This window comes from Methylocystis echinoides, assembly GCF_040687965.1.
GTDB lineage: Bacteria > Pseudomonadota > Alphaproteobacteria > Rhizobiales > Beijerinckiaceae > Methylocystis > Methylocystis echinoides_A.
Genome location: NZ_CP156084.1, coordinates 1,403,601 through 1,422,390 on the forward strand (window position 1 = coordinate 1,403,601; position 18,790 = coordinate 1,422,390).

Annotated in this window: 16 protein-coding genes; 12 read left to right on the forward strand and 4 right to left on the reverse strand. The window is 66.8% G+C overall.

Annotation, left to right across the window (positions count from 1 at the left end; all coding sequences use genetic code 11):
• Nucleotides 1-87: 87 nt before the first annotated feature.
• From RVU70_RS06815 to RVU70_RS06840, 6 genes are all read left to right on the forward strand, one after another.
• On the forward strand, nt 88-1,284 hold the full coding sequence (locus RVU70_RS06815) for an aspartate aminotransferase family protein (protein WP_363350326.1): 1,197 nt from the start codon (nt 88-90) through the stop codon (nt 1,282-1,284).
• Nucleotides 1,284-2,228 carry an ornithine carbamoyltransferase gene (argF, locus tag RVU70_RS06820; protein ID WP_363350327.1) on the forward strand — a complete coding sequence of 315 codons (945 nt, stop codon included), beginning with the start codon at nt 1,284-1,286 and terminating at the stop codon, nt 2,226-2,228. The genes RVU70_RS06815 and argF overlap by 1 nt, the downstream gene beginning before the upstream one ends.
• Entirely contained in the window at nt 2,228-3,187 is a 960-nt protein-coding gene (locus tag RVU70_RS06825) for an Hsp33 family molecular chaperone (protein ID WP_363350328.1), read from the forward strand. Before argF ends, RVU70_RS06825 begins: the two co-directional genes overlap by 1 nt.
• 98 nt (nt 3,188-3,285) lie before the next feature.
• Nucleotides 3,286-3,984 carry a fumarylacetoacetate hydrolase family protein gene (locus RVU70_RS06830; RefSeq protein WP_363350329.1) on the forward strand — a complete coding sequence of 233 codons (699 nt, stop codon included), beginning with the start codon at nt 3,286-3,288 and terminating at the stop codon, nt 3,982-3,984.
• Between the two features lie 123 nt (nt 3,985-4,107).
• The gene (locus RVU70_RS06835; protein WP_363350330.1) at nt 4,108-5,610 is read left to right on the forward strand and encodes a pyridoxal-dependent decarboxylase; all 1,503 of its coding nucleotides are present in this window, start codon (nt 4,108-4,110) and stop codon (nt 5,608-5,610) included.
• A gap of 188 nt (nt 5,611-5,798) precedes the next feature.
• Nucleotides 5,799-6,029, forward strand: coding sequence for a zinc ribbon domain-containing protein (locus RVU70_RS06840; RefSeq protein ID WP_363350331.1), 231 nt, complete (start codon nt 5,799-5,801; stop codon nt 6,027-6,029).
• A 3-nt stretch (nt 6,030-6,032) separates the two neighbouring features.
• Here RVU70_RS06840 and RVU70_RS06845 read toward each other — a convergent pair whose 3' ends face one another.
• A complete protein-coding gene (locus tag RVU70_RS06845) occupies nt 6,033-6,227 on the reverse strand; it encodes a DUF1289 domain-containing protein (RefSeq protein WP_363350332.1) in 195 nt (64 codons plus the stop codon).
• 108 nt (nt 6,228-6,335) lie between these two features.
• Here RVU70_RS06845 and RVU70_RS06850 point away from each other — a divergent pair, with 108 nt between their 5' ends.
• The 6 genes from RVU70_RS06850 (at nt 6,336) to RVU70_RS06875 (ending at nt 13,527) form a co-directional block, all read left to right on the forward strand.
• A complete protein-coding gene (locus RVU70_RS06850; RefSeq protein ID WP_363350333.1) occupies nt 6,336-6,632 on the forward strand; it encodes a hypothetical protein in 297 nt (98 codons plus the stop codon).
• Nucleotides 6,629-8,263 carry a RecQ family ATP-dependent DNA helicase gene (locus RVU70_RS06855; RefSeq protein ID WP_363350334.1) on the forward strand — a complete coding sequence of 545 codons (1,635 nt, stop codon included), beginning with the start codon at nt 6,629-6,631 and terminating at the stop codon, nt 8,261-8,263. Before RVU70_RS06850 ends, RVU70_RS06855 begins: the two co-directional genes overlap by 4 nt.
• Nucleotides 8,264-8,301: 38 nt before the next feature.
• Entirely contained in the window at nt 8,302-9,759 is a 1,458-nt protein-coding gene (locus tag RVU70_RS06860) for an MFS transporter (RefSeq protein ID WP_363350335.1), read from the forward strand.
• Nucleotides 9,760-9,851: 92 nt separating this feature from the next.
• The gene (gene acnA / locus RVU70_RS06865; protein ID WP_363350336.1) at nt 9,852-12,563 is read left to right on the forward strand and encodes an aconitate hydratase AcnA; all 2,712 of its coding nucleotides are present in this window, start codon (nt 9,852-9,854) and stop codon (nt 12,561-12,563) included.
• A 155-nt stretch (nt 12,564-12,718) separates the two neighbouring features.
• On the forward strand, nt 12,719-12,952 hold the full coding sequence (locus RVU70_RS06870) for a hypothetical protein (protein ID WP_363350337.1): 234 nt from the start codon (nt 12,719-12,721) through the stop codon (nt 12,950-12,952).
• Nucleotides 12,953-13,284: 332 nt separating this feature from the next.
• Nucleotides 13,285-13,527, forward strand: a complete 243-nt coding sequence (locus tag RVU70_RS06875) for a hypothetical protein (RefSeq protein ID WP_363350338.1) — start codon at nt 13,285-13,287, stop codon at nt 13,525-13,527.
• A gap of 80 nt (nt 13,528-13,607) precedes the next feature.
• Here the strand turns inward: RVU70_RS06875 and RVU70_RS06880 are convergent, their stop codons facing one another.
• The 3 genes from RVU70_RS06880 to RVU70_RS06890 all read right to left on the reverse strand — a co-directional run bounded on the left by RVU70_RS06880 (nt 13,608) and on the right by RVU70_RS06890 (nt 18,790).
• Nucleotides 13,608-14,090, reverse strand: coding sequence for a hypothetical protein (locus RVU70_RS06880; protein ID WP_363350339.1), 483 nt, complete (start codon nt 14,088-14,090; stop codon nt 13,608-13,610).
• Between the two features lie 75 nt (nt 14,091-14,165).
• A complete protein-coding gene (locus RVU70_RS06885; RefSeq protein WP_363350340.1) occupies nt 14,166-15,575 on the reverse strand; it encodes a TolC family outer membrane protein in 1,410 nt (469 codons plus the stop codon).
• Nucleotides 15,572-18,790: a CusA/CzcA family heavy metal efflux RND transporter gene (locus RVU70_RS06890; RefSeq protein ID WP_363350341.1), complete on the reverse strand. Its 3,219-nt coding sequence runs from the start codon at nt 18,788-18,790 to the stop codon at nt 15,572-15,574. The genes RVU70_RS06885 and RVU70_RS06890 overlap by 4 nt, the downstream gene beginning before the upstream one ends.

Sequence of the window (18,790 nt, forward strand, 5' to 3'; positions counted from 1 at the left end):
AAGTCTCGGATTGCCGCCCTCAAAAAGGGCGGCGCTTTGTTTTTGGGGTCCGGCCGCGGGCCGCTCCCGAGGGCTTGGAGCTTGACGTTGACTTCTGCGCTCTATCCGACCTATGCGCGGGCCGATATCGCCTTCACGGGGGGCGAAGGCCCATGGCTCTTCGCTGAGAACGGCGACCGTTACCTGGATTTCGCTTCCGGCGTCGCGGTCCTGTCGCTCGGCCATGAGCATCCGCATCTGGTCGCGACGCTGAAGGCGGCGGCCGAGAAGCCCTGGCATGTCTCGAACCTCTACCGCATCCCGCAGGCCGAGCGGCTGGCGCAGCGCCTCGTCGACGCCACCTTCGCCGATGTGGTTTTCTTCGCCAATTCCGGCGCCGAAGCCGTGGAGTGCGCCATCAAGACGGCGCGAAAATATCACGCCGCCAATGGCGCGCCTGAGCGCTATCGGCTGATTACTTTCGAAGGGGCCTTTCACGGCCGGACGCTGGCGACCATCGCCGCCGGCGGCAATCCCAAATATCTCGAGGGTTTCGGCCCGCCGGTCGACGGCTTCGATCAAATTCCCTTCGCGGACTTCGACGCGCTCGAATCCGCGATTTCGGACGAAACCGCCGGCGTTTTGCTCGAACCCGTCCAGGGCGAGGGCGGGCTGCGGGTCTTTCCCGCCGAATTCCTGAAAAAACTGCGCGCCCTCTGCGACGCGCGCGGCCTGCTGCTGGTTCTCGACGAGGTGCAGTGCGGCGTCGGCCGCACCGGCAAATTCCTCGCCTGCGAACACGCCGGCGTAGCGCCGGACATCGTGGCGCTCGCCAAGGGCCTCGGCGGCGGCTTTCCGATCGGCGCCTGTCTCGCGACGCGCGAAGCCGCCAAGGGCATGACGCTCGGCGCGCACGGCTCGACCTTCGGCGGCAATCCGCTGGCGGCCGCCGTCGGCGGCGCGGTTCTCGACGTGGTGCTGGCCGAAGGCTTTCTGCCGCGCGTCGCGCGCCTCGGCGCGCTCCTGCGCCAGCGGCTCGCCGAGCTCAACGACCGCTATCCGGCGATCATCGAGACGGTGCGCGGCGAGGGGCTGATGTTCGGCGTGAAGACGCGCGGGCCCAATGGCGATTTCGCCGCCGCCGCGCGGGCCGAAGGGCTGCTGACCGTTCTTGCCGGCGACAATGTCGTGCGGCTGTTGCCGCCGCTCATCATCGACGAGACGCATATCGTCGAGGCCGCGGCGCGCCTCGAGCGCGCCTGCGTGCGTCTGGCGACGCCGGCCAAGCAGTTGGGAGCGGCGTGATGACCGCGCACACGCTGACGCGGCCGCGTCATTTTCTCGATATTTGCGATTTCACCCGCGACGATCTGCGCCATATCCTCGATCTCGCCAAGTCGCTGAAGGCGAAGCGCGTCAAGGGCGCGCCGCCGGCGGAGCGCCCGCTCGCCGGCAAATATCTGGCGATGATCTTCGACAAGCCGTCGACGCGCACGCGCGTCTCCTTCGACATCGCCATGCGCGATCTCGGCGGCGAGTCGATCATGCTGACGGGCGGCGAGATGCAGCTCGGCCGCGGCGAGAGCATCGCCGACACGGCGCGCGTGCTGTCGCGTTTCGCCGACGCCGTCATGATCCGCATCCTGTCGCATGAGGATCTGACCGAGCTCGCGCGCCACGCCGCCATTCCGGTCATCAACGGCCTGACCAAGCGCTCCCACCCCTGCCAGATCATGGCGGACCTGCTCACCTTCGAGGAGCATCTGGGACCGATCGACGGCCGCACCGTGGCCTGGGTCGGCGACTCCAACAATGTGCTGGCGAGCTGGGTGCACGCGGCCGCCCGTTTCGGATTCACGATCAATGTGGCGACGCCGGCGGAATTCACGCCCCCGCAAAGCCTCGTCGACTGGGCGAAGGCCGAAGGCGCGGCGTTGAACGTGATGCGCGACCCGCGCGCCGCCGTCGACGGCGCGCAGGCGGTGATCACCGATTGCTGGGTCTCCATGGGCGACGCCGACGAGGACTTCCGCCGCCAGGTTCTTGCGCCATATCAGGTGGACGCCAAACTCATGCGCGACGCCGCCAAGGACGCCATTTTCATGCATTGCCTGCCTGCCCACCGCGGCGAGGAAGTCACCGACGAGGTGATGGACGGCCCGCAGTCCGTCGTCTTCGACGAAGCCGAAAACCGGCTGCACGCCCAGAAAGGCGTGCTGGCCTGGTGCCTCGCGCCGGGCGTCGCCTGATGCAGGAGGCGCCGAGCCGGCTGGTTTCGGGCGAGGCGCGGGACGATCGCGTCACGCCCTTCGCGGTCGAGGCGCTCGACCTGCGCGGACGACTGGTGCGGCTTGGACCGACGGTCGACGCCATCCTCGGCCACTATGACTACCCCCCGCAGGTGGCGCGGTTGCTCGGCGAGGCGCTGGCGCTGGCCGCGCTGCTCGGTTCGATCCTCGAATCGCACGGCCGCTTCCAGCTCCAGACCCGCAGCGACGGCCCCGTCGACATGCTCGTCGTGGATTATGACGCGCCGGGGAAGCTGCGCGGCTTCGCCCGCTACGACGTCGCGCGTCTCGGCGAGATCGACGACCCCGCCCCCGCCGCCCTGCTCGGGCGCGGCCATCTCGCCTTGACCATCGAGCGCGAGGAGGACGCGGCCCGCTATCAGGGCGTCGTGCCGCTCGAAGGCGAGAGCCTCGCGGAGGCCGCGCATACTTATTTCCGCCAGTCGGAGCAGATTCCTTCCTTTGTGCGCCTCGCCGTCGGCGAAGTCGTCACGCCGCAGGGGCGCAGCTGGCGCGCCGGCGGGCTGCTTTTGCAATATCTTCCCATCGCCGGCGCGCGCCGGCCGGACCTGCCGCCCGGCGACGCGCCCGATCGCGACGCCGGAGCGGACCAGGAGGAAGACGACGCCTGGCTCGAAGGACAGGCGCTCGCCGGCACGCTCGAAGACCATGAACTCGTCGACCCGTCGCTCTCGGGCGAACGGCTGCTGTTCCGCCTCTTTCACGAGCGCGGCGTCAAGGTCTTCAACGAGCGGCCGCTCGAAGAGTTCTGCCGCTGCTCCGAGGAGCGCATCGAGCGGCTCCTGAAAAGCTTCTCCGACGATGAGCGCGCCGAGATGGTGGGCGATGACGGCCGCATCGGCGTCACGTGCGAATTCTGCGCGACGTTCCGCAGCTTCGATCCGGCGGCGCTCGGCTGAGGACCGCGGGCTCCGGGGGCCCGGGTCGTCGCTGCCGGCTTTTGGCTTCGTTTGTCGTCAATATTCTCCACGCCAATTGTGTTGAAGGTTGAGACCCGATGCCCCATCCCGAATACGTCTTCCCGCCGCCGCCGCGCCCCGCTGTCGCCATCGCCGGTGAGACGCGCCTGTTCCCCGTCCGCCGGATCTTCTGCGTCGCCCTGAATTACGCCGAACACGCGCGCGAGATGGGGAAGGAGCCGGGCGCGGAGCCGCCCTTCTTCTTCGCCAAGCCCGCCGACGCGGTCGTCGCCGACGGCGCGACCATCCCCTTCCCGAGCCTCACCCATAATCTCCATCACGAGATCGAGCTGGTCATCGCGCTCCATGCGGGCGGCGCGGACATCGCGCCGGAACGCGCCCTCGCCTGCGTCTTCGGCTACGCCGCGGGGATCGACCTCACCCGCCGCGATCTGCAGACAGAGGCGCGCAAGGCCGGCCGGCCCTGGGACATGTCCAAGGGCTTCGACAATTCCGCCCCCGTCGGCGCGATCCGGAAGGCGGCCGAAATCGGCCATCCGTCGCAAGGCCGCATCGCGCTTTCGGTCAATGGCGCGCCCAGACAGAACGGCGACCTCTCCGACATGATCTGGGGCGTGCCGCAGATCATCGCCGCGCTGTCGGCGCAAGTGACGCTCGCGGCGGGCGACCTGATTTTCACCGGCACGCCGCCGGGCGTCGGCGCGCTGCAGCCGGGCGACGTCGCGGAAGGGGAGATCGCGGGCGTCGGCTCCGTCCGCGTCACACTGGCGCGCTGACCAAGGTTGCGCGCCGGGGGCATGGCGGCTATTGGCAGTGCCGTTGAACCCGCCGGGAGACGCGCGGCGCATGCCCGAAATCACCGCCTTTGCGCCGCCGCCCCGGCGCGCGAGCGCCGCGACATGACCAAGCCGGTCGATCTCGACCCCGAGGATTGGGAGGCGTTTCGCGCCGAGAGCCATCGCGCGCTCGATTCCATGATCGACTATCTGCGCGACCTGCGCAGCCGCCCGGTCTGGACGCCGCCCTCAGCGAAGGCCAAGGCGCGCTTCGACCGCGCGCTTCCCGCCGAGGGCCGCGACTTCTCGGCCGTGCTCGAGGATTTCGAGCGCTATATCAAGCCTTTCGCGACGGGCAACATCCATCCCATGTTCATGGGCTGGGTGCAGGGGGCGGGCACGCCGGTCGGCATGATCGCCGAAATGCTCGCCGCCGGGATGAATTCCAATTGCGGCGGCCGCAATCACATCGCCATCGACGTCGAGCGTCAGATCGCCAAATGGATGGCCGAGGCCTTCGGCTTTCCAGCCGACGCCTCCGGCATTTTCGTCACCGGCACGTCCATGGCCAATTTCCTGTCGCTGCTCGTCGCCCGCGACCAGGCCTACGGCGACCGCGACGTGCGGCTGAACGGGCTTTGCGCGCAGCGCGGACAGCTCATCGCCTACGCCTCGCGCGAAGTGCACAACTGCGTGCGGCAGGCCATGGAGCTCGCGGGGCTCGGCGCCCGGCATCTTCGGCTCATTCCGTCGGACGCCAATCGCCGCATGAAGGTGAGCGCCCTGCGCCACGCCATCGCCGCCGACCGCGCGGCGGGCTTTCGGCCCTTCCTCATCGTCGGCACGGCGGGGACGGTCGATACCGGCGCGATCGATCCGCTCGACCGGCTCGCCGACGTCGCGCATACGGAGGACATGTGGTTTCACGTCGACGGGGCCTTCGGCGCGCTCGCGGCCTTGTCGCCAAAGCTCAAGCCGCTCGTGAAGGGGCTGGAGCGGGCGGACAGCGTCGCCTTCGACTTCCACAAATGGCTGCATGTGCCCTATGACGCGGGCTTTTTCCTGGTCCGCGACCCCAAGGCGCACAAGCGCGCCTTCGCCGCCAACGCAGCCTATCTGTCGCGCGCGCCGCGCGGCCTCGCCGCCGGCGACACCTGGCCCTGCGACCTCGGGCCCGATCTCTCGCGGGGCTTCAGGGCGCTCAAGGCCTGGATGACGATCGAGACCTTCGGCACGAAGAAGCTCGCGGAATGCATGGAGCAATGCTGCCGCATGGCGCAGCGGCTCGAGGCCTGGATCGAGCAGTCGGAGAATTTCATGATGCGCGCGCCGGCGGCGCTCAATATCGTCTGCTTCGGCGTGAAGGGCGACGACGACGGTTCGCTCGCCCGCGAGATCGTGATGGAGCTGCACGAGCGCGGCGAGGCGGCGCCTTCGCTCACCATTCTCGACGGCGTCCCGGCGATCCGCGCGGCGATCATCAATCACCGCACCCATGAGGGCGACATCGACGCGATGACCCTCTACCTCGACGCGGCGCTGCGCCGCGCGCGCAAGGAGCCGCACGACTTCGGCGCGCTCGTCGAGCCGCACGGGCCGGGGAAGACACGGTTGTCGGAGGATTGAGGCCTGTAGCGCTCATCGCTCGAGGCGTCTCGGCGAGGACGGCCGGGACAAGCCCGGCCGACGGCGGAGGGCTGTCGGAAAACTGACAGACAGCCCCCGGCCTAACTCAAACCCTTGTTTTTGCTCTGCCGGGCAACAGGAACAATCCTTGCTTCTCCCTCGCGACGTCCCTTTGCGCGAGGAGAAACATGCCGCTCTACGCCTATACGTGTAACGATTGCGAGGCCGAGTTCGAGGCTTTGGTGCGCTCGTCCGACACGCCGCAGTGCCCGGCCTGCGGGTCGGGAAAACTCACCCAGCAGGTCTCGCGCATCTGCAAGGAGATCAAATATCCGGCGATCGCCCGCTCCTGGCGCCGGCGCGCGGCGGCCGAGGGCGATCTCTCGAATTTCAGCAAAGCCGAGCGCGGGAAGCTCTAGGGCTCACGCCGGAGCCTGTTCGGCCTTCTTGCCCGTGGCCAGCGCCTTAAGGCGCTTCTTCGCCTCCTCGACGACGCGCGTCTTGTCGGCGTCGGACAGCTGCGACCAGGCGCCGATCTCGGCGCGCGAGCGGCCGCAGCCGACGCAAATATGGTTGGCGTCGAGCGTGCAAATCTTGTTGCAGGGACTTTCAACCATTGGCGTCTCTCCCGGGCCAGATGGCCGGGACCAAGCCGTATTGTCAACCTTGCCCTCGACGCCGCGCTCAGAGGCGCCATAGTGACGGGACGAAGGAACCTCCCGCGCATGGTCGCTCTCTCCGATTTTCGCGCGTCGCTCGACGCGCGTGACCCGCCGGCTCTCGCTGCGCCGCTGCGCGCCCTCTGGCTCGACGCCCGGGGCGACTGGGACGGCGCGCATAAATGCGTCGATACGCGCGACGACAAAGACAGCATGTGGGTCCACGCCTATCTCCACCGCAAGGAAGGCGACCTCGCAAACGCGCGCTACTGGTATGGGCGCGCCGGACGCCCGCCGCAGAACGCGCCCCTCGACGCGGAGTGGGCGGAGATCGCGACGGCGCTTCTGGCCGCCGCGCCGTGACGGACCCAGGCTTTTTTGCGCAGCAAAAGGACCCGACCGCGCGCGAATTGCTGCGCAGCAATTTCGGCTTTTCAGACTTCCTCCCCGGCCAGGCGGAGCCGATCGCCGCCGTGCTCGCGGGCCGCGACGTTCTCGCCGTCATGCCGACGGGCTCCGGCAAATCCCTGCTCTATCAGCTCCCCGCCGCGGCGGCGCCCGGCCTCGTCGTCGTCGCCTCGCCGCTCATCGCCTTGATGCGCGACCAGTTGCGGGCGCTGAGCGAGAAGGGCGTTCCCGCCGTAGCGCTGCATTCGGCGCAAGACGACGCCGAGGCGCTCGCCGCCCTCGACGCCGTCTCGACGGGCAAGGCCCGCCTTCTTTACGCGGCGCCCGAGCGGCTGGCGCAGGAGGGGACGCAGAATTTGCTGCGCAAAAACCGCGTCAGGCTCTTCGCTGTGGACGAAGCCCATTGCGTCTCGCATTGGGGGCACGAATTCCGCCCCGATTATCTCGACCTCGGCGCCATCGCCCGGAAGCTCGGCGCGCCCGTCCTCGCCGTCACCGCCACGGCCGGGCCGCGCACCCGCGCCGATATCCGCCGCCTGCTGTTTTCCCGCGACCCCGAGGTTTTCGTCCGCTCCTTCGCGCGGGCCAATCTCTCCCTCGCCTTCGCGCGCAGGCAGCCGGGTTTGAAGCAGATCCTTCGCTTCATTGGGCGCAAGGGAGACAGCGGGATCGTCTATTGCAACTCCCGCAGCCGGACTGACGCGCTGGCGGCCGATCTCGCGCGCATCGGCCTCGACGCCCTGCCCTATCACGCCGGCCTCGACGCCTATACGCGCGCCGCGCATCAGGACGCGTTTTTCACGCGCAAGGGCGTCGTCATGGTCGCGACCATCGCCTTCGGCATGGGGGTCGACAAGCCGGACGTGCGCTTCGTCGTCCATGCCGATCTGCCGACCTCGATCGAAGGCTATTATCAGGAGATCGGCCGCGCCGGCCGCGACGGCGCGGCCGCCCGGGCGCTCGCCCTCTTCGATCCGCGCGAACTGGCGCAGCGCTGGCGCGTCCCGGAGATCGCCGCGTCGGACGAGCAGGCCGCCGCGGACTACGCGCGCCGAAGCGCCATGGCGCGGCTCTGCGTGACGCCGTCCTGCCGGTTCCAAACGCTGCTCGCCGAATTCGGCGAAGCGAGCCCGCCCTGCGGCGCCTGCGACCATTGCCGCGGCGGCCCGCTCGCCTGGCCGCGCCGGCTGGCGTCGCGCGCGCGCGGCTGGCGCGCGGCGGTCGAGAGCCGGCTTCTGCATGTCTCGGCCGGGCCCGACCCCGAACCCTCGACCGAGCCCTTGGCCGAACCCTTGGCCGAGCCCTTGGAAGCGCCCACGCCGGACCCCACGCCGCCCGAGCCGGCCCTGGCGGAGGGGCAAGTCTTCGGCGGGGCCCTCACAATCGCGCAGCTGCGCCTGCTTCGCGCGCTCGAGGCCGAACGGGCCGCCATCGCCCGCCGTCGTCGGATCGCCCCCCGCAAGGTCGTAAGCGACGCGACGCTCGCCGCCCTCGCGGCGGGCGGCCCCGGCGGTCCGCTGCTCGCGGACGTCGAGGACAGGGATGCGTTTTTGCGGGTCGCAGCGCGCTTTAAGGGGGAGCCGTGACGTTTCGCGGCGCGTCTCGATCGGCTAGAAGCGGAAGCATGACTCCGATCGAGGTTGAATCGCCGGCCGCCGCCGCGCCGGAACACGCCGAAATGCGGCAGGTCATGGTCGGCCTCGGCCTCGCCATGCTGCTTTCCGCGATGGACCAGACCATCGTCGTGACCGCTTTGCCGACCATCGGCGTCGATCTCGGCGAGCCGCAGAACCTGCCCTGGATCGTCACCGCCTATCTCGTCGCCGCGACGGTGGTCACGCCGCTCTATGGCAAATTCGCCGACGTTTACGGCCGCCGGATCGTGCTCTTGATCGGCGTCGCGACCTTCATCGTCGGCTCGGTCGCCTGCGCGCTGGCGCCGAGCATTGCGGCGCTCGCCGCCGCGCGTCTGGTGCAGGGGCTGGGCGGCGGCGGTCTCATCGCGCTGGCGCAAACCATCGTCGCCGACCTCGTCTCCCCCCGCGAACGCGGCCGCTACCAGACCTATTTCGCGGCCGTCTTCGTCACCTCCAGCATCGCCGGCCCGGCGCTCGGCGGATTTTTTGCGCAATATCTGCACTGGTCTTTGATTTTCTGGATCAACGTGCCGCTCGGCGTGGCCGCGCTTCTCATCACCAATTCGCGCCTCAAACGCCTGCCCGAGCGGCGCCATCCCCATCGGGTCGATTATGCCGGCGCGGCCTGTCTCGTGGTTGCGTCCGGGGCGCTGGCGCTGGCCCTCGGCTGGGGCGGGACGCGCTACCCCTGGGCCTCGGCCCCGATCCTCGGGCTCCTCGCGCTTTCGGCCCTGTTCTGGGCGCTCTTTTCCTGGCGCACGCGCGTCGCCGAGGAGCCGCTGATTCCGCTGCGCGTGTTGAGCCTTCGGATCGTGCGCGACGCCATCGCCTCGAGTTCCTTGGGGCTCGGCGGCTTCGTCGGGCTCTCGGTGGTGATGCCAATCTACTACGAGGTGGCGATCGGCCTCAGCGCACATGATTCAGGCCTGGCGCTCATCCCGCTGATGATCGCGACCGTCGCCGGGGCGACCCTTTCGGGGCGGCTCATGGGCGTCGTCGCCCATTACAAGGTCATGCCGCTCATCGGGCTGGGCGTCGGGGCGCTTGCGGCGGCCATCGCCGCCTGGAAGGTCGACAGCGTCTCCTTCGTCACGCTCAACGCCTTGCTGTTCGTCGTCAATTTCGGCGTCGGCGCGATGCTGCCGGTCGCCACCGTCTCGGTGCAGAACGCGGTGCTTGCCCGAGATTTAGGCACTGCGACGGCGACGACGCAGTTTTTCCGCCAGCTCGGCGCGGCGGTCGTCGTTGCGCTGTTCGGCGCGCTGGCGCTCGGCGGCGGGCGGGCGGCCTATATCGCGGAAGCGCGGCTGTCGCCCGAAGAGCTTTTACGGCTTTCGGGGAGTTTCCGTCTGGTTTTTGCGGCGCTTGCGGTCTGCATGGCGCTTTCTTTTCTGTTCATGGCGCGCATGGAGGAGCAGCCGCTGCGTGGCGAACGGCGTCACTGACCTATCTTTGTCACACGACGCGCCTTGTGCGCATGGCACGGAATTTCCTAGAAAGGCGCGCTTCAGCCTTTCAGTCTTCAAGGATCTTTCCCATGACATCCGTCGATAGTTTCAAATCCCGCCAGAAACTCGTCGTGGGGGATAAAACCTATGACTATTTTTCCTTGAAGGCGGCGGAGGCGAACGGCCTTCCCGGGGTCTCGAAGCTTCCCTACTCGCTCAAGGTCGTGCTCGAAAATCTGCTGCGCCACGAGGACGGTCGATGGGTGACGAAGGACACGATCCTCTCCTTCGCCAAATGGCTGAGCGAAAAGGGCAAGACCGAGCGCGAGATCGCCTTCAGCCCGGCCCGCGTGCTCATGCAGGACTTCACCGGCGTCCCGGCCGTGGTCGATCTCGCGGCGATGCGCGACGCATTTGTCGCGCTCGGCGGCGATGCGCAGAAAATCAATCCGCTGGTGCCAGTCGACCTCGTCATCGACCATTCGGTCATCGTCGACGAATTCGGAAGCCCCAAGGCCTTCGCCAAGAACGTCGAGCTCGAATATGAGCGCAACGGCGAGCGCTACCGCTTCCTGAAATGGGGCCAGTCGGCCTTCGACAATTTCCGCGTCGTGCCGCCGGGCACCGGCATCTGCCATCAGGTGAACCTGGAGTATCTCGCCCAAACGATCTGGACCCGGACCGAGCAGGCTGACGGCGCTGCAGTCGAAGTCGCCTATCCCGACACGCTCGTCGGCACGGATTCGCATACGACCATGGTCAACGGCCTCGCCGTGCTCGGCTGGGGCGTCGGCGGCATCGAGGCCGAGGCCGCCATGCTCGGCCAGCCGCTGTCTATGCTCGCGCCCGAAGTCATCGGCTTCAAGGTGACAGGCGCGCCCAAGGAGGGCGTCACGGCCACGGATGTGGTGCTCACCGTCACGCAAATGCTGCGCAAAAAGGGCGTGGTCGGCAAGTTCGTGGAGTTCTACGGCGAGGGGCTCAATCACCTCTCGCTCGCCGACCGCGCGACCATCGCCAATATGGCGCCGGAATATGGCGCCACCTGCGGCTTCTTCCCGGTCGACGCCGAAACGCTCGCCTATCTCAACACCTCGGGCCGCGCCGCCGAGCGCATCGCGCTGATCGAGGCCTATACGCAGGCGCAGGGCATGTTGCGCAGCTCCGCCGCGCCCGATCCCGAATTCACCGACACCCTCGCCCTCGATCTCGCCGATGTGACGCCCTCTCTCGCCGGGCCCAAGCGTCCCGAAGGGCGCGTGCCGCTCGAAGAGGTCGGCAAGGCCTTCGAGACCGCCCTCGCCGGCGAATACAAGAAGGACGGCGGGCTGGGGCCGCGCCACAAGGTCGACGGGACGAATTTCGACCTCGGCCATGGCGACGTCGTCATCGCCGCCATCACCTCCTGCACCAACACCTCCAATCCGAGCGTGCTGATCGGCGCGGGCCTGCTCGCGCGCAACGCCGTGGCCAAGGGCCTCAAGGTGAAGCCCTGGGTGAAAACCTCCACGGCGCCGGGCAGCCAGGTCGTCGGGCAGTATCTCGAACGGTCGGGACTGCAGAAATCGCTCGACGAACTGGGCTTCAATCTCGTGGGCTTCGGCTGCACGACCTGCATCGGCAATTCCGGCCCGCTGCCGGCCCATATTTCCAAGACCGTCAACGACCACGATCTCGTGGCCGCCTCGGTGCTCTCGGGCAACCGCAATTTCGAGGGGCGCGTCAATCCGGACGTGCAGGCGAATTACCTCGCCTCGCCGCCGCTCGTCGTCGCCTTCGCGCTCGCCGGCACCGTGGCGATCGATCTGACCAAGGAGCCGCTCGGCGCGGGATCGGACGGCAAGCCCGTTTACCTGCGCGATATCTGGCCCACGAACGCCGAGATCGACGCCTTCATCCAAGAGAATGTGACGCGCGACCTGTTCCGCGACACCTACGCCAATGTGTTCGCCGGCGACGAACATTGGCGCGCGGTCGCCGCGCCCGCCGGCGAGACCTACGGCTGGGACGACAAGTCCACCTATGTGCGCAACCCGCCTTATTTCGTCGGCCTGACGAAGGAGCCCAAGCCCGTGACCGACATCGTCGGCGCACGCGTCCTCGCGCTCTTCGGCGACAAGATCACCACCGACCACATTTCTCCGGCCGGCTCGATCAAGGCCTCTTCGCCGGCGGGCAAATGGCTCATCGACAATGGCGTCGCGCCGGCCGACTTCAATCAATACGGCACGCGGCGCGGCAATCACGAAGTCATGATGCGCGGCACCTTCGCCAATATCCGCATCAAGAACCACATGATGAAGGGCGCCGACGGCGTCGTGCCCGAGGGCGGCCTCACCAAATACTATCCCGGCGGCGAGACGCTTTCGATCTACGACGCCGCCATGCGTTATAAGCAGGCGGGCGCGCCGCTCGTGGTCTTCGCGGGCGCTGAATATGGCAATGGCTCGTCGCGCGACTGGGCGGCGAAAGGCACGGCGCTTTTGGGCGTGCGCGCCGTGATCGCCCAGAGCTTCGAACGCATCCATCGCTCCAATCTCGTCGGCATGGGCGTCCTGCCGCTCACGTTCGAAGCGGGAACGAGCTGGTCGACGCTCGGCCTCAGCGGCGAAGAAACGGTCGCCATTCACGGCCTCGAGTCCGGACTGGCGCCGCGTCAGACGCTGGTTGCGGAAATCACGTTCCCCGACGGGAAAGTGGTCTCGACGCCGCTGCTGTTGCGCATCGATACGCTGGACGAATTGGAATACTTCAAAAACGGCGGCATCTTGCCCTACGTCCTGCGACATCTTGCCTCGTAACGCGCCGGTCAGGCGCGTTGACGGCCGAGTTTCCTTGCGACATTTTTCTAAAGGCTCGAGCGTGGGAGCTTGCGCCGCCGGCCACGGCGGCGCCGACTGCATGCGCGAGAGACGAAAACAAAGAAAAAATTCGAGAAGAAAGAGGAAACGTCAGGATGAAGAAGTTCTCCATCGCCACGGCGGTCGCTCTCTTTGCGGCGATGACCGCGCCGGCATTCGCGAGCTGCGACACCCACGCGGAAGATGATCAGGCCGTTTGCGCCTCGAAGTGCGAAGACCAGTATCTGAAGGACCAGCAGGGCTGGACCGCCGACATGTCAAAAGTAAAGGAGAACAAGAAGGCCTGCGACGAGAAGTGCGGCTGCCCGCAGAACTCGAAGGGCCTTTGAGACCACGCATTTTTGCCAAGGACGTCAGGGGGCGCGTCATTTGGCGCGCCTCTATTTTTTTGCAGCTGCGGGCCGCCGCACGGAGGGGCGCGAAGCGGCGGGGACGCGCTATTCGCAAGTGATTTCAAAGGAAAGCCGATAGGTCGACGAGCGAGGGGGCCTCGACGCGTCGCCGGTTGGGCGGATGACATGCGATTGACACAGGGCCTTTCTTCCCCCAGTGTTCGCCCGCTTCACGCGCTATGAGGGGCCGTCACTGTTATCGGCGGGAGGGTTCTACGCCAGCGCGAGCGAAAAACCTGAAAAATTGGAAGAGAAGAGGAAGCGCAAAAATGAACAAATTCGCCTTTGTCGCGACGGCGGCCCTGTTTGCCGGCATGATGACCCCGGCCTTCGCCGATTGCGACACCCGCAAGGCCGACGACGACAAGCAGGCCGCGGCGGCGTCCAAGTGCTACGATGAGTATCTCGCCCGCGCCCAGAACTACGGCGCCAACAAGACCGAGCTCCGCGCCGCTTTCGAAGCCTGCAACGAGAAGGCCGGCTGCTCGCAGAACAACAGCCTGCTGAAGTAAGGCTGGCGAGGCCTCTTTTTCGAAGAGAGGTTCAGGCAAATCAGGGGGCGCGCAGGATCTGCGCGCCCATAATTTTTTGGCTACTGCCGATAGACGTTGCCGTCCGGGCCTTTCCAGCCGTTCGGGTCTTCATAGAAGCGATATTCCTCGTCGAAGGCCACCGTTTCGCCCGGCGCGACATATTGCTTGCCCTTGGGATCCGACTGGCGCGGCGCCGTCACGAAATGCTTGCTCGGCGAGCAGCCCTCCTTGAACTTGCCGGCGTCGTCCGGCTTACAGTCGAGGTTCGCGCCTTCGGGGAACTGCACTTTGGCGGTAAAGAAAATCTCATAGCCCTTCTCGCCGGTCGCGTGCATTTCGAGCGGCTCGGACATCGTCTGCTTGAATTCGAGAATTTTGCCGGGCTTGTCGAAGCGCTGCGGCAGGAGATTTTCGAAAATCTTCCGGGCGTGAGCTTCGGTTGGATCGCCGCAGCCGAGCCAGCAGATGGCCTGCGCCGGACCGGCGGCGAGCGACGCCGCGGCGAGCGACAGGGAAAAGAATTTCACTAATGCGCCTCGCATGGGTTTCCTCTTTTGTTGCGTCGCCTTTTTGCGGCGATTGGCGCGGGAGAGTAGATTGTCTTTTGACAAAAGTCTTCAGCGCGCGCCGTCCGGAGTTTCGATCCCGCCCCACAGTCCCTTGACCTGCTCGAAATGGATGGCGGGGTCATAGGGCGCGTCGACGAGGCCGAGCGTTTCGGTCGAAAGCCGCCCCATGGCGGACAGGACCGCGTAGGACGCGACGACCCTTTCACGCTGCGCGAAAACCAGGCTGATGCGCGCGTTGAGCAGCTCCTGCTGGGCGTTGAGGATCTCGAGCGTCGTGCGCTGGCCGGCCTTGGCTTCCTCGCGCACGCCGTAAAGGGCGCGCTCGGCCGCGGCGATCTGGGTTTGCGCCGCGCTGATCTGGGTTTTCGCCGCCTGCAGCGCCCCCCAATTGGCGCGCACCAGCGCAAGAACGTCGGCCCGCGCCACATCGGCGTCGAGCCGCCTCTGGCCGGCGACCTCTTTCGCTTCGCGCACCTGCGCGGAGGTCAGGCCGCCTTCGTATAGCGGCACATTGAGACGCCCGCCGAGAGACGCCCCGATATTGCGATTGTAAACGCCCGCGACGTCCGTCTGGGTGAAGAGATTGCCGACGAGGGAGAGCTTGGGCATGAAATCCGCCTCGATCACCTTGATGTCGAGGTCGGCGGCGTCGGCGTCATGCAGCGCGGCGAGAATGACCGGATGTTCGGCCTGCGCGATGCGCTCGGCTTCTTCGCGCGTTTTCGGGATCAGACTGTCGACCGGCGCGCCAGGCGCGAGTTTCTTGGGCTCGTCGCCGATGGTCTGGCGATAGGCGCCGATCGCCGCATCGAGGGCCGCGCGCGCCTGGCCGACGAGGGCTTGCCCGGCGGCGAGCCGCGCCTCGGCCTGGGCGATGTCGGTCAAGGTGATCTGCCCTGCGACATAGCGCTCGCGGGTCTGGCGCAATTGCTCGGCCAGCACGGCGACATTGTTTTCCTGCAAGCGGAGCGCGGCCGTTTCGCGCAACACATTCATATAGGCCGAGGCGGCGTTGAACAGGACGCGCTGTTCGGTGAGCCGAAGCCGCGCGCGGCCGGCGAAAACGTTTGTTTCCGCCATGCGTGTGGCGTTGAACGCCTTGAAGCCGTCGAACACCGGCTGCTCGACCGTGATGTTTGCGGCGCGCGGCGTGCTGCCCCCGCTCTGAACGCTTTTGACGGGTCCTTGGAGCGTCGGATCGAGGAGATCGATTTCGTTCTGTATCTGCACGCTTCTGTTACGCTGCACGCCGAGAAAGGCGCCGGCGTTGGCGCGCGGCCGCATGCCGGAAAGCGCCTGCGGAACTTTCTCGTCGAGCGCGCGCACGCCGGCGCGGCTGGAATTGATGACCGGGCTGATGTGATAGGCGCGCAGCAGCGCGCCGTTCAGCGTCTCGGCGCAAAGGCCGGGCGCGAAAGCGCAAAAAGCGACGAGAAGAACGCCGCGCGCGCGTCTCAAACGGCCTCCCTTTCCCGCGCCGCCGAAAGCGCCGCTTCATCCTCGCCGAAGAAGGCGTAAAGCGCCGGCAGCACGAGGAGCGTCAGCAGCGTCGCGCTGATCAGCCCCCCGATCACCACCGTCGCGATCGGCCGCTGCACCTCGGCGCCCGTCGACGTCGCGAGCGCCATGGGCACGAAGCCGAGCGAGGCGACGAGCGCCGTCATCACGACCGGGCGCAGACGCGTCATCGCGCCCCTGAAGATGGCGTCGCGCTCTGGCACGCCGCTCACCATGAGCTGGTGAATATAGGTGCGCATGACGAGGCCGTTGAGCACGGCGACGCCGGAGAGCGCGATGAAGCCCACCGCCGCCGACACCGACATGGGCATGCCGCGCAGCCACAGCGCCAGCACGCCGCCGACGAGCGCCAGCGGCACGGCGGTGAAGACGAGCGCCGCGTCGCGCGCCGAGCCCAGCGCCGAATAGAGCAAGAGGAAGATCATGAAGAAGCAGACCGGCACGACGATCATCAGCCGCGCGCGCGCCGCCGCGAGATTCTCGAACTGTCCGCCCCATTCAATCCAATAGCCGGGAGGGATCCGAACCTTGGCGTCGACCTTGGCCCGCGCCTCATTCACGACCGAGGCGATGTCGCGCCCGCGGACATTTGCGCTCACCACGACGCGCCGCTTGCCGTTCTCGCGGGAAATCTGGTTTTGGCCGTCGATGGTCGAGAAGCTCGCCAGTTGCCTGAGCTGCACGGTCGCGACATGGCCCTGCGCGTCGGGCGGCAGGGAAACGGGGATGGTTTCGAGCGCGGCGGCGTTTTCGCGCAGATTGTCGCCGAGCCGCACGAAGATCGGGAAGCGCCGATCGCCCTCGAAGATCATCCCCGCGGGCTCGCCGCCGATCGCCGCGCCGATCGTGTCCTGCACGGCGCCGAGGCTGAGGCCGTAACGGGCGATGGCGCCCTTGTCGACCTTGATGTCGAGAACCGGCAGGCCGGTCACCTGCTCGACCTTTACGTCTTCGGCGCCGGGCGTCGCGCGCAAAATGGCGGCGATGTGATTGGCCGCTTTCAGCATGGCGTCGAAGTCCTCGCCGAACACCTTGACGGCTATGTCGCCGCGCACGCCCGCAAGCAGCTCGTTGAAGCGCAACTGGATCGGCTGCGAGAACTCATAGGCGTTGCCGGGAAGCTCCGCGATCTTCTCCGTTATGTCGTCGATCAGCCTGTCCTTGGCGAGACCCGGGTCCGGCCACTGGTCCTCCGGCTTCAGCATGATGAAGGTGTCGGTCAGATTCGGCGGCATCGGATCGGTGGCGATATCCGCCGTGCCGGTCTTGGAGAAGACGTAATCGACCTGCGGCAGCTTGCGGATGGCGTTTTCCAGATCGAGCTGCATCGCCTGCGACTGGGTGAGCGACGTGCTGGGGATGCGGTTCGCCTGCATGGCGAGATTCTTCTCGTCGAGCTTCGGCACGAACTCCTGGCCGAGACTCATATAAAGGAGAACCGCGATGGCGAAGGAGCCGGCGCCGATGGTCATGACCTTCACCGGCGCGTCCATCGCCCAGCGCAGGAGCGGTTCATAGGCGCGCTTGAGGGCGCGCACGATCCTGTTCTCGCCTTCCTCGCCCTGGCCCGAGACGAAGAGCGCGATCATCGCGGGGAAAAAGGTGAGCGAGAGGAAAAATTCCGACAACAGCGCGATGATCACCGTCATCGCCATAGGGTGGAACATCTTGCCCTCGACCCCCGAGAAACTCAGGATCGGCAGATAGACGAGGATGATGATCGACTGGCCGTAGACCGTCGGCCGCCGCATTTCGACCGCTGAGTCGATGACCGTGTCGAGCCGTTCGTCCGTCGTGAGCGGGCGCCCGGCGGCGTGCTGGCGCTCGGAGAGGCGGCGCAGGCTGTTTTCCGCCACGATGATCGCGCCGTCGGCGATGAGGCCGAAATCCAGCGCGCCGAGACTCATCAGATTGGCGCTGATCTTGAAGACATACATGCCGATCGCCAGGAACAGCATCGTCACCGGGATGACGGTCGCCGTCACCAGCGCCGCCCGGAAATTGCCGAGCATGACGAACAGCACGAGAATGACGAGCGCCGCGCCCTCGATCAAATTCTTGGCGACCGTCTTGATCGTCGCGTCGACGAGCAGCGTGCGGTTGAGGATGGTCTTGACCTCGACGCCCGGCGGCAGGGATTTGACGATCGTCTTCATCCGCTCGTCGACGGCCGCGGAGACGGTGCGGCTGTTCGCGCCGATGAGCATCAAGGCCGTGCCGATGACGACTTCCTCGCCATTCAGACTGGCCGACCCGGTGCGCAGCTCCTTGCCGATGGACACGGCGGCGATGTCGCGCACGCGCACCGGCACGCCATTGCGCGTCGTCGCGACGACATTGCCGATGTCCTCGACCGTCTCCAGCCGCCCGCCGCTGCGCACGACCAGCCCCTCGCCATTGCGCTCGACATAGCCGGCGCCGCGACTCACATTGTTCTTCTCGATCGTCGCGGCGAGATCGCCGAAAGACAGGCCGAGCGACATGAGTTTTGCCGGGTCGGGCTGCACGTGATATTGGCGCACATAGCCGCCGAGCGAATCGACGCCGGCGACGCCCGGCACGGTGCGCAATTGCGGACGGATGATCCAGTCCTGCACCGTGCGAAGATAAGATTCCAGCTCCACGGGCGTGCGCAGCGCCATCCCTTCGGGGGTGACATAGGCGCCGTCGCGCCGCCAGCCGGGCTCCCCCGGGAGGCTGAGCTTGTGCGGCTCCTTGAAGCGCACGCTCCACATGTAGATTTCGGAGAGGCCGGTCGCGATCGGCCCGACGCGCAGCTCGACGCTCGGTGGGAAATCCTCGCGCGCCTGGGCGATGCGCTCATTGACCTGTTGGCGCGCGAAATAAATATCGACGTGATCGGAAAAGACCGGCGTCACCTGCGCAAAGCCGTTACGCGACAGGGAGCGCGTATATTCGAGACCGGGAATGCCGGCGAGCGCGTTCTCGATGGGATAGGTGACCTGCTTTTCAATCTCGAAGGCGGAAAGCGCCGGCGCGCGGGCGTTGATCTGCACCTGATTATTCGTGATGTCCGGCACGGCGTCGATCGGCAGATGCGCGAGGGCGTAAAGGCCGAAGGCGCCAATGAGCGCGACCAGCAGCACGACCAGCCAGCGGCTATGGACCGAAAAGGCGATGATCCGCTGCATCAT